At 69.7% G+C, this 16,542-nt stretch carries 10 protein-coding genes; 5 read left to right on the plus strand and 5 right to left on the minus strand.

The features are described from left to right. Positions 1-240: 240 nt before the first annotated feature. From H7F38_RS22780 to H7F38_RS22795, 4 genes are all read left to right on the plus strand, one after another. Positions 241-1,989 (plus strand): hypothetical protein, encoded by a 1,749-nt coding sequence (locus H7F38_RS22780; protein WP_187091896.1) that lies wholly within the window; start codon positions 241-243, stop codon positions 1,987-1,989. Beyond that, positions 1,986-3,137, plus strand: coding sequence for a cytochrome P450 (locus H7F38_RS22785; RefSeq protein ID WP_187091897.1), 1,152 nt, complete (start codon positions 1,986-1,988; stop codon positions 3,135-3,137). The genes H7F38_RS22780 and H7F38_RS22785 overlap by 4 nt, the downstream gene beginning before the upstream one ends. A 131-nt stretch (positions 3,138-3,268) precedes the next feature. Then, a complete protein-coding gene (locus H7F38_RS22790) occupies positions 3,269-4,201 on the plus strand; it encodes an oxidoreductase (protein ID WP_187091898.1) in 933 nt (310 codons plus the stop codon). Between the two features lie 79 nt (positions 4,202-4,280). Then, the gene (locus tag H7F38_RS22795) at positions 4,281-4,574 is read left to right on the plus strand and encodes a hypothetical protein (protein ID WP_187091899.1); all 294 of its coding nucleotides are present in this window, start codon (positions 4,281-4,283) and stop codon (positions 4,572-4,574) included. Between the two features lie 132 nt (positions 4,575-4,706). On the opposite strand, the gene H7F38_RS22800 is transcribed toward H7F38_RS22795, so the two are convergent. The 4 genes from H7F38_RS22800 to H7F38_RS26315 all read right to left on the minus strand — a co-directional run bounded on the left by H7F38_RS22800 (position 4,707) and on the right by H7F38_RS26315 (position 13,763). Continuing rightward, positions 4,707-5,327: a response regulator transcription factor gene (locus H7F38_RS22800; RefSeq protein WP_187091900.1), complete on the minus strand. Its 621-nt coding sequence runs from the start codon at positions 5,325-5,327 to the stop codon at positions 4,707-4,709. Further along, a complete protein-coding gene (locus H7F38_RS22805) occupies positions 5,324-6,694 on the minus strand; it encodes a sensor histidine kinase (protein ID WP_187091901.1) in 1,371 nt (456 codons plus the stop codon). The genes H7F38_RS22800 and H7F38_RS22805 overlap by 4 nt, the downstream gene beginning before the upstream one ends. Further along, positions 6,691-7,380, minus strand: a complete 690-nt coding sequence (locus H7F38_RS22810; RefSeq protein ID WP_187091902.1) for a hypothetical protein — start codon at positions 7,378-7,380, stop codon at positions 6,691-6,693. The genes H7F38_RS22805 and H7F38_RS22810 overlap by 4 nt, the downstream gene beginning before the upstream one ends. A gap of 173 nt (positions 7,381-7,553) precedes the next feature. Next, entirely contained in the window at positions 7,554-13,763 is a 6,210-nt protein-coding gene (locus H7F38_RS26315) for an alpha-2-macroglobulin (RefSeq protein WP_187091903.1), read from the minus strand. 540 nt (positions 13,764-14,303) lie between these two features. Here H7F38_RS26315 and H7F38_RS22820 point away from each other — a divergent pair. After that, a complete protein-coding gene (locus H7F38_RS22820; protein ID WP_187091904.1) occupies positions 14,304-14,870 on the plus strand; it encodes a GNAT family N-acetyltransferase in 567 nt (188 codons plus the stop codon). A 207-nt stretch (positions 14,871-15,077) separates the two neighbouring features. Here the strand turns inward: H7F38_RS22820 and H7F38_RS22825 are convergent, their stop codons facing one another. Continuing rightward, positions 15,078-16,514: a VOC family protein gene (locus H7F38_RS22825; RefSeq protein ID WP_222618276.1), complete on the minus strand. Its 1,437-nt coding sequence runs from the start codon at positions 16,512-16,514 to the stop codon at positions 15,078-15,080. Positions 16,515-16,542: the final 28 nt, after the last annotated feature.

A 16,542-nucleotide genomic window follows, 5' to 3' on the forward strand; every position in this document is an offset into this window, starting at 1 on the left:
TGGACGTCGCTGATCGTACGGGCGCGATACCGACCCACCGCGGCCACGATCAAACGGGGGCGCCGGTTCTCCACGTTACGATGGTCGGGCTTTCGACAGCGCCCGCGACACCCGCCGTCCGGCGGTCGACCCATCCCGAATCTGAGTGCAACGACGCTCGAGTCTCCCGACGAGGACACCTGTGGACATCGCTGCAACCGACCTGCGGGCACCTGGCGAGCCCCCGAGGGCCGCCCGCGGATGACTCGTCGGATCCCCCGATGGTTGGTGGCCGCGCTACCGGTACCCCTGTGGCTTCTGCTGCTCTACATCCTGTTCGCCCCGCTGCTCCGCGATCTGGGTGGGCCGCTGCCCGGTGGCGCCGACTCGATCCTGTACTCCTGGTACTTCAAGGACATCCAGGTCTCGCTCTGGAACGGCCGGAACCCGTTCTTCACCACCGCGATGAACGCGCCCACCGGACTGAACCTCATGTGGAACACGGCGATCGTCCTGCCCGCGTTCCTGATGACGCCGGTCACCGCCGCGCTCGGGGCCGGCACCTCGGTGGCGCTGCTGATGATCGCGGCCCCGCTCGCCGCCGCCGCGGTCTGCTACCGGGTGCTCTACCGGATGACCGGGAACCTGACGGCCGGGGCGGTCGGTGGCACCCTCTACGGCTTCGGCCCGTTCTACGCCGCGCAGCAGGGCCATGTGCATCTGACGCTCGGCGCGGTGTTCCTGCCGCTGATCCTGTCCCTGGGCTACCGGATGGTCGCCTCCGACGATCCGAGCTGGCGTCAGCTCGGCTGGCGTCTGGGCGTCGTCGTCGGCGTCACCATGCTGATCTCGGAGGAGATCGTCGCCATCGCTGCGATCGTGGCCCTGCTGTCGCTGGTCGTGCTCGCGCTGCGGTACCGGGATCGGGATCGGGATCGGACCAGGGTGCACAGAGCCAGGATCGCGAAGACGGCCGGGTGGGCCGCCGGTGTCGCCTTCGTCATCTGCGGCCCCTTCCTGCTGTACCAGTTCCTCGGACCGCTGGTGATCCGGCAGGGGTTCCACTCGAGCCTTGCGCTCGATCTGCTGTCCACCCTCCGGCCGGGCCAGAGCCTCTACTTCGCCACCGCCGCCGACGCCGCCGCGACCCGCCGGTTCCCGGCCGACGGTGTGGAGAACACCGGCTATCTCGGCCCCGTGCTGATCCTGGCGACCGTCCTGGCGTGCGTGGTGCTGCACCGGGCCGGGCAGCGGGCCCTCGTGTTCTGGTTGGTCTCGACCGGGGCGATCGCCTTCGGGCTGAGCCTGGGCACCTCGGTCAGGGTGAACGGGACCCAGACCTACCTTCCGACGCCGTGGTTCTTCCTCAGCCGGGTCCCCGTGCTGGAGACCGTGGTCCCGGCGCGTTTCAGCGTCGTCACGCTGCTGGTGGTCGCCACCGTCCTCGCCTTCGGCATCGCCGCGCTGCCGCGGTCGGCCGGCGACCGGACCCGGCAGCGGGTGCGGTGGGTGGCCGCGGTGCTCGTGGTCGTCGGCCTGGCGGCCTGCTGGCCGGCCGCCGGCAGCCGGGATCGCCTCCGGGTGGCCACCCCGCAGTTCTTCACCACCAGCGCGGTCGACGCGATCGGGCGGAACTCTGTCGTGCTGGCCCTTCCCCAGAGCCAGTCGCCCAACGGCGCCGCCGCCGTCATGAAGTGGCAGATCGACGCCGACCTGCGATTCTCCATCATCGGCGGCTACAGCTACTTCAGCCGGGACGGGCAGCCGCACTACGAGGGCGACATGCCCTCCTACGGAGCTCTTCTGCAGCAGATCGGGGTCACCGGCGTGGCGCCGACGGCTGCTCAGACCAGCACGGCCCGGCAGAGTCTCGCCGCCGGCGTCGGCGACTACGTGGTGGTCACCGACCAGGTCGCGCACCCGTCCGCCGTCGTCGACGCCCTTCCGGGCATCGCCGGATGTGCCCCGCAGCGGGTCAGCGACGTGTACCTGTGCAAGATCGTCAGATGACGTCGGCGCTCTCCCCGTCGGTGGCGACCTTGACGGCCGACCCCCATCCCTCGTTGGCCCGCATCCGCGACGCCGGTCCGATCGGTCGGGTGGAATCGATCGGCGGGTGGATGGTCGTCGGGCACGCCCTGGCCGTCCAGGTGATGCGCGACGCGGTGACGTTCACGGTGGACGATCCCCGGTTCACCACCGGCCGCGTCGTCGGCCCGAGCATGCTGTCCACCGACGGACCCGAGCACGCACGTCATCGGCAGCCGTTCCTGGCCCCGTTCACGCCCCGCTCGTCGCGGGCCTACTTCGAGGATTTCGTGGCACGGGAGTCGACCCGTCTGCTCTCCCTCACGGCGCCAACGGGTTCCGCCGAGTTCCGCACCGCGCTGGCGGCTCCGCTGGCGACGGCGTGCATGCAGTCGGCGCTCGGGTTGGAACGCATCCCGGTGGCCGAGCTGCTGGGCTGGTACGGCGACATCGTCCAGGCGGTGGCCGACATCACCGCGGGCGCCGCGCTTCCCGCATCGGGTCCGGCGGCCTACGCCTCGCTCGGTGCGGCCGTGCAGTCGACCATTGCCGAAGGGAAGGGCTTTCTTCGCGAGATTGCCTGCGCTGCCGGTGATCTGAGCATGGCCGAGTTGCTCTCGAACACCGCCGTGCTGCTCTTCGGCGGCATCGAGACCACCGAGGGCATGGTGTCGAACCTGCTGCTGCACCTGCTGTCCGACGCCGACGTGATGCAATCGGTCCGCGCCGACCCGGCCCAGCTGGACGCCGTGATCGAGGAATCCCTGCGCCTCGAACCGGCCGCCGCGGTGATCGATCGCTACGCCACGGCCGACGTATCGCTCGGTGGCGTGCACATGCGGCGCGGTGACCTGGTGGTCGTCTCGCTGGCCGGCGCCAACCGCGACCCGGCCGTGTTCGCCGACCCCGACCGGTTCGACCCGCACCGGCCGAACCTGGGTCGGCAGCTGTCGTTCGCGCAGGGCCCCCACGTGTGTCTCGGGCTCCACCTGGCCAGGTTGCAGGCCCGGCGTGCGGCCCTGGACGTCCTGGCCCTGCCGGGCGTGGCACTGGATGTGGACCGGACGACCCCGCCCTCCGGTCTGGTGTTCCGCAAGCCCTCCGCAGTCTGGGCCACCTGGTCGGTGTGATCCGGACGCCATGGCGGTGCAGCGGATCAGCGGGTGCGCTCGGTCGGCGTTCCCGACGGTCAACACCTCGGGCACGACGTCCGAGTGTCCGTAGCGGGTCGCACGCTTCGAGCACGCGCCATACTCGTCGGGTGAGCAACCCACACTGGACCGCGGACGACATACCCGACCAGACGGGCCGGACCGTCATCGTGACGGGGGCCAACAGCGGCCTTGGCCTGGCCGCGACCGGGGACCTGGCGCGGCGCGGCGCGCAGGTCATCCTCGGCGTGCGGAACGAGGCCAGAGGCCGGGCGGCAGTGGCGCAGATCCTCGCGGCCCAGCCCGGGGCGGCCCTCCAGGTGCGCGTCGTCGACCTGACCGACCTCGATTCGGTACGCACCTTCGCGGCCGGGCTGCACGCCGACGGCGTCGTCGTCGACATCCTGATCAACAACGCGGGCGTCATGATGCCGCCGCGCTCGCTGAGTGCTCAGGGCAACGAGACCCAGTTCGCCGGCAACCATCTCGGGCACTTCGCGCTGACCGGGCTGATCCTGGACCTGATCGGCGGGACCGATCCCAGGGTGGTGACGGTCAGCTCCACGCTGCACAGACGGGGATCCATCCACTTCGACGACCTGACGGGCGCGCAGTCGTATTCGCCCGCCGCCTTCTACTCCCAGTCGAAATTCGCCAACGTGCTCTTCGGCCTGGAACTGGATCGCCGCCTCCGTGCGGCGGGGTCGCCCATCCGCAGCCTGCTGGCCCATCCCGGCTACTCGGCCACGAACCTGCAGACGACCGGTCCGACCGGGCTGATGAAGTTCGCGGGCCGGATCGGCAATCTGGTGATGGCCCAGAACGTCGCGATGGGCGCGCTGCCCGAGCTCTACGCGGCAACCGCACCCGACGTCGCGGGTGGGCAGTTCTACGGGCCGGACGGCCGCGGCGAGACCAGGGGGTACCCGACGATCGTCCAGCCCACCCCTGCCGCCACCGACGTCGCCACCGCCCGACGGCTGTGGGACGTCTCGGAGGAACTCACCGGCGTCTCGTTCGACCTGCCGGTTCCCTCCGCCTGACGAAGGCGCATCGTGCCCGGCGATGCCCACCGACAGGGACCGACCGATGATCGTGCTCCACCGACGGAAGGATCCAGCCATGGCTGCAGTCGACTCGCTCACCAGGACGGCCAGCAGGATGCTGGCGGGCTCCGGGATCGATCTGGACCCGGTCTTCCCCGATGAGGTCGACGACGGCTTCCGCTGGGGCGTCGCGCGGCTCCCCCGTCCCGGTCAGGCCGCGAAGATCGAAGTGCTGGTAGGAGTTCCGACCAACGGCCGGTTCACCGCAGAGGATCTGGTGACGGCATTTCGGGAGGGGGCACAGGACCTCCTGGCACTGACGGCGGACGAAGACCTGGAGGTCGGCAGCTTCCGGTTCGAGATCTACTGAGACGCTGCGGCTGTCGACCGGTGCGTCACCACCGGTGCGACCACGGGATCACACCGGCCGGAGTGGCTGTGGCAGTGACAGTGGTTGCGGCAGTGACAGTGGCTGCAGCAGCGGGCGCGCGGCACGGCGCGGCTACTGCGGCAGGTTGTCCCTGGCCCACATCGCCGCGCTGGTGCGGTCGGCCACCCCGAGGCGGCGGAACACGTGGCCGGTGTGGACTTTCACGGTTCGCTCGGTGATCCCCAGCTCCCGACCGATCTGCCGGTTCGAGAGGCCCTTGGTGATCAACGTCAGCACCTGACGTTCCCGCACGCTGAGCGAGTCACCGGGTCTGGTCCGCGCCGCGGGCAACAGGGCCGATGCCACCCGCGGATCCAGGGGGGTGTGACCCTGGGCGGCCGAGCGGATTCCCGAGAGCAGCCCCCTCGGGTCGGAATCCTTGAGCAGGTAACCGATCGCGCCCGCCTCCAGAGCCAGCGCCACCCGATTCTGATCGTGGAACGAGGTGAGCACCACGATCCGGGTCCCCGGGCACGACGCGAGGACCCGGCGGGTGGCCTCCACTCCGTCGATCCCCGGCATGGAGAGGTCCATCAGCACGATGTCCGGCCGGAGTTCGACGGCCCGTTCGACCGCCTCTTCGCCTCCGGCGGCCACCCCGACCACCAACAGGTCAGGAGTGCTCTGGATCAGGCTGGCCATCCCGGTGCGGACCAGCGGATGGTCGTCGACGAGCAGGATCGAGACCGTCATCGGCGCAGCAACCGCAGTTGCCAGGTGGTGCCCGCTCCGGGGGTACTGGACAGCCGGAGATCGGCGCCGCCGTCGGCCGCCACGTCGGCCAGGACCCGCAGTCCGAAGTGCCCCTCCTCGGGGTGCGCCAGCGCCTGGTGCACGTCGAAACCCACTCCGTCGTCGGCGATCTCCAGGATCACTGATTTCCCATGTGCGAACGATGTCACCTGCACGCTCTGCGCCGCAGCGTGTTTGGCCACGTTGTTGAGGCACTCCTGGGTGACGCGGTAGATCAGGCGGTCTTCCACCGGCTCGAGACCGAGGTCGGGCGCCAGATCCAGGGACACGTCCAGCCCTCGCGATCGGAGGCTGGCCGCCAGATCCTCCAGCGCCGCAGGCAGCCCGGCTGACGCCAGGTTGGGTGGGTAGATCTCCACCAGCAGGGACCGTAGCCCGCCGATGCTGGTGCGGACCGTGCCGGCCGCGGACCGTAGGTCAGCGGCCAGCACCGGTCGTCCCTGGGCCGCAGCGAGTTCCGCGGCACCGGCGACCGCGAAGGAGGTGGCGACCAGATCCTGCACCACACCGTCATGCAGCGTGCCGGCGATGCGTCGCCGTTCCTGGGTGGAGGCGTCGACGGCCCGCTGCAGCAGCGACTCGCGTTGACGCTGCGCGCGGTTCAGTCGGTCCAGCAACCTCCACATGATCGGCAGCAGCAGCAGGACCAGCACCAGCAGGCTGCTCAGGGTGATCCCGGCAAAGCCCCGCCACAGTTCTCCACTGCGCGCGGTGACCTCGTCGTAGCGGAAGTAGGTCTCGAACAGCATCGGTCGACCGGACGAGGTCCACACCGGCCGATACACCTCGAGCAGCTTGACACTTGCTTTCTCGTAGATGTTCTCGGGCGCCTGGAGGTCGGAGACGTCCGCGCGCAGCTTCGGGTTGGAGAGCACGTCACGCTCGTCCGCCCCCAGCGGGAACGTCTGGCCGATCAACAGCGGTTCGTCGGAGTAGAGGATCCGGCCTTCCGGGTTCCAGATCTTGACGCGAACGATCGAGGTGCTGAGGACCTGCTCGCGGATCACCTTGCCGATGGCGGCCAGCGCGGCCGCGTCGCCGGTCAGCAGGCCGTCGGTGAGGACGGGCTGGACCACCGCCTCGGCCAGCAGGTCGGCCGTTTTCGCCGCATCGTTGACTGCTTCGGCCTCGGCCAGCCGCCGGGCGGCGACGACCCCGACGAGCGCCACCGCCAGGATCACGATGACTGCACCGACGATCACCTGGATGAAGATGCGGCGACGACGCAGTGGAGGATCGGGCGGCTCGGCACGGGCGGCGGCGATGCCGACCCATGTCGGCCGGGCCTCAATCTCGAACACGCTCATCGATGACCGGCACCGTCGTCCTTCCCACCGCGTCCGCTGTTGCCGCCCTGCCCGCTCCCGGAGGCAACTCCGCCATTGTCGCCCCTGGAAGCGCTCGCGCTACCCGATACCGAGGTCTTTCGGTCCTCCGTGCTCGTCACGGGGTGGCTCGTGGGGTCTTCGCCGGGTTCGATCGAATCCGTCGCCGTCGGGGTGGGGCGCATCGACCTGGTCTCGCGCGTGGCATCGACGGTACTGGTCGCCCGCTGACCGCCGTTGTCGTCTCCCGGCTCGACCGCTGTCCCGTGGTCGTCGCCCAGCTCAGCAGTCGAGGTGCCAGATGGCGTCACGTCGTCGTGCGAGCCCCGGCTTCCGGTCGAGGACGGGCTGCCGGTCGAGGAGGGGCTGCCGGTCGAGGACGGGCTGCCGGTCGAGGACGGGCCCGTGGTCTGCGAGCCGTGCGTCCGTGACGTCGCGGACGATCTCGTCGTCTGCGGGGTCGGAGCAAGGGTGATGGTGGTCTGCGTCGACGTGGCGGGGCCGGAAGTGTTCGTGGGATCCCTTCCGTGGTCGTCGGCGACCAGGATCGCGCTCGGCGGGATCCGGACCGGAACGCTCTGTCCGAACGAGGCGTTGCCGATCAGTCCCAGGGTCGCGGGTACCGCGGCGGCGAGGGTCAGTCCGGTGATCACGAGTGCACGCTTCATCTTGGGTCCCTTGTTCGAGGTGTCTGCTGGTGTACCTCTCCTTTCTTCCGCGCGGCTGGTAGGCCGGACAAGTGGACCTTGGTACTAGTACCGGGCAGCCGGTGGCAAGAGACGGCCCAGGCCTCGTCGACCGATGGTCCGGCCATCGGCCGGGTCCACATCAGAGATGGACGTCAGCTACCGATCACCATCCGGTCCGAGCTGCCACGGCCGAAGGTCTCCGGCGCGTAGACCTGCTCGGCCCGGGTCGGCGGGGCGACGAAGGCGCCGGCGGTGGTGGCCTGCGCCAGGTAGCTGTACTGGTAGACGCCGCCCGGCAGCGAGGTGGCGAAGGCTTCCGCGCGGTCGTCCCGCAGGTTCTGGTGGTCGTACCAGGTCGGATTCCAGGTCGCCGGCAGTGGACCGGAACCCGGCTGGCCCGCCTTCGGGTCGAGATCCGTTGGCGTGGTGGCAAGGTCGGGGTTCAGGATCTCCAGCCCGGCCGGTAGTGGATCGATCAGCGCGACGCGGGTCCGAGCGCTCCGGGACACCATCTCCAGTTGTACCTGGACCCGGGCCCCGGCCTTGATGTGCCACGTTCCGGTGGCGTCGCGGGTGACGTCAGCCGGATGGTCGACGGCCTGATAGGTACGGGAGACGACGAACCCGCGGTCGAGGGGTGTGATTTTCAGGTCCGAGGGAGCGGTCTGGATCCCCAGGCGGTAGTAGAGACGTCCGGTGCCGTCGTTCTGCAACGTCACGTCGTCATTCGCCGTTCCGACGAGTACCGCGGTCGGGATCGTCGCCGTCGCCCGCTCGGTGGTGTGCCCGTGGAACACGTGCTGCCCGGCAAACTTGTCCCCGAGCCACACGCCGGCCACAAAGTTGGCGCTCGTCCCTTCGAAGGCGTCGTAGAAGTGCCGCAGCGCCAGCAGGATGAACGCGTTCTCCTGGACGTTGGCCCAGCGCCCTTCGGTCTGTCCAGCCATCAGGCCGGAGACGATCTTGGGGATCAGGTCGCTCTTCGGCGCCACCGTGATGAGCGCGTCCAGGATCAGGCCGTCGGTGCGGCGGTCGGACTGCAACGTCGTCCAGGACCCGTCGTCGACCTTGTTGGTGAACGTCACCGACCCGGCATCGTCGGCGGCCGCGTTGCCGATCAACTGTTGCAGGGCAGCAACGGTTTTCGGATCAGTCACGACCGGTAGCAGCCACGCCACCGCGTCCAGCGGCAACGCTGCCCCCCGCCCGGCCGCCAATGCCTGCGCGCCGGCGCCATCGCGGTGCCCGGACTGCACCCGGACGTTGAAGGCATAGGCCTGCAGGGTGTCCCGGGTGGCCTGGTCGGTATCGGCGGGGATGTGGGAGTTCATCCCGCTCAGATACTGATCCGCCCGCGCCAGGGTGTCCTTCGAGACGACGATGCCCCGGTGCGCGGCCACCAGCAGCGCCTGGGTCGCCTGGATCGAGTTGAACGGATCCGACCGGTCGCCGTGCCGCCAGTACGGAAATCCGCCGTCATCGTTCTGCAGCGCCGTCAGTTTCGTCACGTCCCCGGCCACCAGGGCTTTCAGTGAATCGGCCGACGGCAGTCCCGGCGCCGAGAACGCTGTGAGCACGTCACCGAGGGAGCCGATCGCGATGATCTGACCGGCGAACGAGTCGGAGCTGTCGTAGTCGTAGTCGGCCAGGTAGCCGACGGCGTCCGTGAGCTGTTGCAGTGCAGTCGATGACGTGCTGATCTGCAGGCCACCGAACTGGCTGACGACGCCGGTCGGCGCAGTCACCCTCTGCAGCAGTGTCTCGCCGCTGCCGATCACGCCGTAGGACGCGAAGGTCTCCGTGGTGGTCGGCGTGTAGACGGGTAGGTCCACCGAGGCGGCATCGGCTGCGCTCCCGCTGACCGCGGCCACCCGGAGCTTGGCCGTGCCGGCCTGGTCCGCCGACACCGGGAAGAGAACCTCGACCCGGCCCTGCGCGGGCACCGTGACCCGCTGCCCGGCCGCGCTCCTGATCTCGAGGTTGGCCGCCTGGAGCACCACGTCGGTGGTCAGCGGCGCATCGGTCTGGTTCTGCAACAGGACCGGAAGCTCGAAGGTGTCGCCGAAGTTCAGAAAGCGCGGCGCCGAGGGTCGAACGGTCAGGGGCAGGGCCGCGGTGATGGTCGACTCGGCCGACCCGAACTGGTCGGTGCCCGCTACCGCGACCACCATCACCCGGTAGCGGGTGAGACTGTCCGGCAACGACAGCGCGATGGTGGCCTTCCCTCGGGCATCTGTGGTTGCCGACGGGACGAAAAGGGCCAGGGCGTCGAAGTTCTGGCGTTGGGCGATCGGCGCTGTGGGCGAGTCCGACAGGGCCTTCGCCTTCCCGACGCCCGAATTGGACGCTGCCGAGTCGGACGACTGGGCCGGAGCCCCCGGAGCCGCCGCCGGGGCGGGGGCGCCCGACGCCGCAGCGGCCGAGCTGGCCCGGGGGGGCTGCAGCCCCGACCGCTGCTGCGGCGATGGCGGGTCCGCCAACATCACCGTCGACCGTCCGTACACCGCTTCCAGATTGTCCGGCAGGTCCGGATAGAACGCCTGCAATGGGTCGGGTAGTTGGTCACCGCCCAGGGCCAGCACGGCCTCGTCGGCCACGACGAGCTCGAACTCGCTGCCCACCATCGGTTTTCCGCTCTGATCGGTCACCGTGACATCGATGGCGGTGGACCCTCCGGGAGTCACCGACTTCTGGCGGGGCACCGCGGTGACCTTCAGCGTGCGCGCCAGGGTGGAGACGGTGAGGCGGATCCGACCGGTCGCGTAGGCCGGACGCGGGATGCTGTCGGTGCCGCCGGCCGCCCGGGCAGCGGTGCCGACGACCTCGATCGAGGCGGTGATGCCCGGCAGCTCGGCCGCGGTGATCGGCACCTTCACCACCGCCGAACCGTTCGCCACCGAAAACGCGGTGGTGCTGACGATCCCGTGGTGGATCACGGTCAGCAGGCCGCTGCCGGACTTGATCGGGGACTGCACGAGCAACCGCGCCGACCCCCCCGGCTGGTAGACCTTCTGGTCCGGCACCAGGGTCAGCTGCTGTAGTTCGACCGAGTTGTCCACCGCCCCGTCGAGGCCGGCCACCCAGCGGGTCAGCTGCGACCGGCTGGTCCGTCCCATGTCGTCAGTGACGGTGGCGGTGATCCGGTAGGTACCGGCCGCCGCGGGGTGGAAGGTGCAGCTCACCGGCGCGGCGGCCGAGATGACCTGGCACGTAAGAGGATCGGACTCGGCGTCGACCGAGACACCATTCACCCACGACGTGGTGATCCTGGCCGCCCGCATCATGATGGTCCGGTCGGGGGCTGCGGCACCGTCGATCCCGGTCGCGATCGCCTGTACCACCAGGTCTTTGCCCTGCGTGATGAACGTGTTGTCGCTCGTCAGCCCGACGTAGTAGTCGGCCGGGTGCACCAGGAGATCGGTCGTGCCGGCGATCAACTGACGGTTCAGGTCGGTGACGGTGGCCTGCGCGGTCACGGTCACCGGGAGTCCGGCGAGATCCTTTCCCAGGTCACCGACCTTGACCTGCAGGTAGTGGTGACCGGCGGCGTCCGTCGTGCCGGAGAACTTGTCGACCGTCGAGGTGTCCGGCGTGGCCAGGCCGCAGCAGGGGCCGGTGAGACCGCCCGCAGCCGCACCAACGACGGTGCCACCGCTCGTGCCGGGGGCGTCGACCTGCCACCACGGCGTCCAGATCCCGAAGGTGTAGTCGCTCCAGCCCGGCGGCGCGTAGGTCGCGGCCGCCGTACGGACCTGCCAGGCCACCGGCGCCGCGGCCAGCGGGCCGCCCGCGTAGTAGGTGGCGTCCGCGGCGACCGTCAGATCGTCGCCGATGACGGACGGACCGGTGCTGTCATTGTGGGCGGCGACCTCGAAGTCCGGGGTACGGAAGTCCGCGATCTCGAACGGGTGCACAAAATCGTAGGGCTGGCCGCCCTGTGCAACACCGGCGCTCAGCTCGACCGACGCACTGCCGATGTTGGCACCGGCCGGGATCGCGACGGTCAGGTCGAAACCGCCGAGAGCACTGACATGTGCTGTGCCGTGGCCGATGTCGACGCCGTACGCATCCCGGACCGTGTAGGAGACGGCGCTCCGCGCGGCCGGCGGGGTCAGGACGGCGGTGATATCGCCGGCCTGCCGGCGTACCCAGCCCTTCACCGACACCGTCTCACCCGGCCGATACGTGGTCCGGTCATCGGTGACGAACCAGAGGAGCTGATCCGTGGTCGGCGCCCGGCCCCAGCTGCTGTTCCACATGGCCGAAGGCAGGAGTGCCGTCTGCGTTCCGCGGGTCGCCATCAGCGCGCCCGCGCCGCTCGAGGTGAGGGCGAGAGAGGCGATGCCGTCGGCGTCGGTCGTCGCCGCCTGCTGCGCGGACACCTTGCCGTCGCTGCCGAGGAGGCCGACGGTGACCCCCGCGAGTGGAGACCCGTCCCGCAGATCGGTGACCCAGGCCCGGAGGTTCGTCGGATCGTTCAGTGCGTCCAGACCGAGGGTGGTCGACTGCGCCCAGGTCATGGTGGGCACGTTCTGCCAGAAGTTGTCGCCCGGACTCCGGCGGTCGGTGGGTTCGACGAGGACCACCACGTTCCCCGTACCACCCGGCCGTGCCATCGCTGCCGACAGGTCGAGTTCGGTGGAGACCAGCTGCGTCTTGGACCCGCCGATGGGTACGACGCGGTCGAGCACCACCGGCCAGTTCGGGACGTCCAGCACGTCGTTCTGCGAGTAGTCCTTCTGCATCGTCGCTACGTAGAAGCGTTGGAAGGCCGGCCAGTCGACCGGGGAGACCGCGAAGACGCGTTCCCGGAAGTCGTTGCGGTTCAGGGTGTTCACCGGGATCGACGGAGCAGCCACCATCGGGTCCAGCGTGGTCACCGGCTGCGGGAACGGGTCCAGCCGCGGGGTGGCCTCTCCGATGGAGATCGCGGCCACGGCCGGTGCGGCCAGGTGCTGACCGAAGGAGTCTGCGATGCTGGTCGGCACCGTCACCGTGTAGCGGGTGTCGGCCTGCGTGGCGCCCTGGACGACGATGGTCTCCCCGGAGGCCGTGACGGAGGCTCCCCCGGGGATCGCGGGGCTGATCTGGATTGCCTTCGGGTCGAAGGATTTCGAGTCGATCGTGTTGTCGAAGGTAAGGGTCAACGGGGCGGACGGCTGGCATCCGCCGCCGTAGCCGCAGTCCGCCTTGACCAACGCCAGCGCGGCGTAGGTGTGTCCGCTGAAGGCGACGGGCTTCGTCGTGGTGCGAGGTCCCTCGGCGGACGGGATTCCGGCCCCGAACGTCAGCGTCATCGCTTGGTCGACGGGCAGCGGCCGGACGGGCCGGAAGGCGACGACCCGGCCGGCCGGCGCCGTGCTGACCAGCTGGGCGGCACCGGGGTCCGCAGCCACTTCCGCGGGGGTCGCGAGGCGAACCGGCCACGACGTGCCACCAGCCGACAAGGTGACCCGGCCCAGCACCGCCGGTGGGTCCACCCGCTGGTCCACGACGGCGACGAACACCGGATCCAACGCCATGCCCGGTCCGGTGGGTTGGAAGTGCTGCACCGTCGGAGCCGGGGTGCTGAAGCCCGCCGTGGCGGCGCCGGCCATCGTCGTCCCACCGGCCGAACGTGTCCCGGCGGGCACCGTGACGGTGAAGTCGGTGGCCATCGGCAGACGGTCCACCATCTTGGAGTCGGCCGCGAAACGCAAGGTGCTGGTTCCGATCCACTGCCAGGTGCCGGCCAGTTTCGGCGTGATCGTGGCCGGCACCCTTCCGGCGGCGAGTTGTCCGACGGTGGCGACGGGGACCATCGGTTGGTTGAAGGTGATGCTGATGAACGGCGCAACCGACACCGCCCCCTGCGGCTGCATCCGCAGTACCTGGAGCGGCCCGGTCGGTGTCGGATCTGGCTTGGCGGTGGCACCCGCACCGGGGAATGCCAGGGCGACCGACTTCCCGGCCGGCGGCGTCCTGATGGTCTGCACCGGCCAGCGGAACGGTTGCGGCAGAGCGTTGTTCCCGGTCCACGCCGGTAGCCGGTCCACGATGGCGGCGATCTCTCGGCCGTCCAACGGTTTCCCCGCGACGACGGCGACCGGTGCGGTGGCCGGCTTCCCCCGCCCGGCACTGAGCTTCAGGCCCGCGGGCTGCACCTGGACCGCGGGTTGCGTGCTCGGAGGGTTGGCGGCGGTCGAGGTGGTCGAAGCTGGTGAGGTCGGCGTCGACGGCGCCCTCGACGCCGTTGCCCGCGTCGGCGAGCTGCCGTCACTGCCGATCCACACTCCCGCCGCCACCACGACCATCGCGAGCGACGCGGCCAGGGCCGCACCCCGCCGCCCGTGCCAGAGCCCTGCCCGACCTCGCTGGATCATGTCCGAACCTCCACGGCCGCCCCGCACGGCACACCGCCGCACCGTCATGACGGGCCGCTCCCGTCGGTTGGTTGCACGGGTGCCGATCTGACCGGTTGACCGCCACACGCCCTCGCGTCCTGTCCAGGACGCCAATCGTGGGCCCGTGACCGCGCCGGGGGGCTCGCCAAGATCAAGGCCCAAACCACCGGCATTAAACCGCGCACCCACTACTGGCTGATACCGAAGGTCTGCGTACTCCGACTACGGGGACCACGACCTTCGGTATCGATCACCGTGGACTTCGGCGTTGCTCGACCCTGAACGGCGAGCGATGTTTGTCCGGCATGCCTTCCGGCCACTCCGTCGCGGGCTCCTCGGACGGAGCGAGGTACCCGCCACACGGGGGCTCGGGCACCCGGACGGCATGGGCCGACCGCGGGGCCTCGGCGCACGCCGGCCGGCTGCGGGCCGACCGCCGGACGGCCGGGCCGAGCCTGTCGGTGACGCGGTTCCCCGCCGACTCTGGCGCGTTCTGCGCAGGTTTGCGACCCTGGGCCCATGGGGATCACCGTCCAGCCCGTCGACGAGTCGCTGTTCGACGACGTCCAGACCATCTTCGGATCGAAGGGCCAACCCGCTGGCTGCCAGTGCCAGGGCTATCGAATGGGTTGGTACGCACGACATTCCGGCGACGTCCAGGGCCGCCGCGAACTTCTGCGCGACCAGGTCATCGAAGGGCACGGACTCGTCGCCCACCTCGATGGGGAGCCGGTCGGCTGGTGCTCGCTCGCACCGCGCCCCGACTACACCTACCTGCGCCAGACCGCCTGGAAGGGACGCCAGGAGAACCAGGAGGACGCGAGCATCTGGGCAATCACCTGTTTCGTCACCCGGGTCGGCTACCGCCGCCGGGGGGTGAGCCGCGCACTGGTCCACGGCACCGTCGGCCTGGCCCGCGACCGCGGTGCGAGCGCGCTCGAGGCCTATCCGATGAAACCGGCTCCGGGCAAGGAGGTCACGTGGGGCGAGATGCACGTCGGTGCGCTCAGCTCGTTCCTGGATGCCGGGTTCCGCGTCGCGCACGTGCCGTCGCTGCGACGCGCGATCGTGCGCTACGACTACTAGTTCCCGTCGGTCGACCGCCTGCTCGGGTCAGTGCGTCGTCGAACGGCTCTCCGGTGCGGCCTCGAGCTGAGCAGCGACGCTGCCGTGCACGAAGTCGGACCGAACCGCAACGGGTACCGGAACTGTCCCAAAGGTTGAAGCGGAATTCCACGGGATCCCTTGCGTCTGGAGCTCGGTCGAGCTTCGCCTGTGGGTCGACCAGAGGGATCACCCGCCACTGACGATCACCAGCTCGTTGCCTTCGGGGTCGGCGACCCGCCAGCGACCCGGCGACTCATCGAGTAGCCGGCCGCCGGATGCGATCGTCGTTTCCAGACGCGTCTGCGCAAGGTCCGACGGCACCGCGAGCTCGAAGTGGATGCGGTTGCGCTGCTCGCGCCGCTCCGTTTCCGAAACGTCGAGTTCCTGGAACACCAGCACCGGGTTCAGCCGCCGGGGATCGTAGATGTCGCTGACCCCGTCTCGCCGGTCTTCGGTGTATCCGAGGGCGGCGATCCAGAACGCGCGGACCGCGACGACGTCGGCGGCGTCCAGGAAGAGCTGGACGAAGCGCGGCAGTCGCAGGTCCGCGCTCGCGGCGAGTTCGTGCGCAGCGGTTTGAAGGCTTTCGGCGAGTTCGGTGAAGTCGAGTTCGAGGCCGTGGGCGTCGGCGTCCGACTGGTCCTTTCCGCTGTCGATGATCACGAGTCCGGGGCGCAGGTCGACCACCAGCGGGAAGGCGGTCTCGCCGGCCAGCGCCGCTGCTGCGGCAGCCAGGTCCCGCTGCTGCGTCGGGGAGGTGGTGCGATAGCACGCCATCGCGCTGAACACCGCCTGCCAGTCGGCTGTCCCGATGTTCTCGCCGAGCGCTGCGCCCGGCACCAGGTCGACCTCGTTGCCGTCCAGGTCGGTGTGACAGACCCCGTACGGTCCCGATGCCTCACCAGGACCGGCTTGCTCGGCCGCCGCGGCCGGCCGCACCACGTCGAGGTGGATCCGATTTCGCAACGGCCGTGGCTCGGTCGAGGGACGTATCCGTATCGCGGGGTCGCGCCGCAACGGATCCGCCAGACCACCGTCCTCGCCGGGCACGTAGTCGAGCACGCGCCGCCAGAACTGGCTCACCCCAGACGGTTGTGCCGATTCCAACACCACGCTCAGGTGCTGCAGCACGGCAGGGTTCGCGGCCAGCCCGAGATCGCGTGCGGCCGCCGACACCGCTTCGACGTGCTCGCCCGCGTCGAGGCGCACCCGGATACCTGTCGCGCGCAGGTCGATGAGGACCTCAGCCGACAATTCCACGATGCGCCCGGCCAGCGCAGCCCCCTCGATCAGCGACGGTGCGTCGAACCATGCCGTCGCGACGCCATCGATCAGTCGCCAATCCGTTTCGATCTCTGTCATGTCCGGCACGATAGCGCCCATTCTGGACGGTTTACCTCCGGATGGTGATCCAGTTCCGGCCATTGCAGTGATGAAAACCGTTGTCGGGCCCGGCAGACGTGTTGCGACCGATGGAGATTTCCAGCGGAACGTCAGCCCTCGACAATCGTGAGCATCGGCTGCAGGCCTTCGAAGTTCTTTCTCGACCTCGTCACGAGCGGAGGTTGCTCGGCCAATGCGTTCGCGGCCAAAAACGTTCGCGGCCAGGGCGTTCGCGGCCAAAGGCGTTCGCGGGTAAAGGTGTTCGCGG

This window comes from Nakamurella sp. PAMC28650, assembly GCF_014303395.1.
In the GTDB taxonomy this organism is placed as follows: Bacteria; Actinomycetota; Actinomycetes; order Mycobacteriales; family Nakamurellaceae; genus Nakamurella.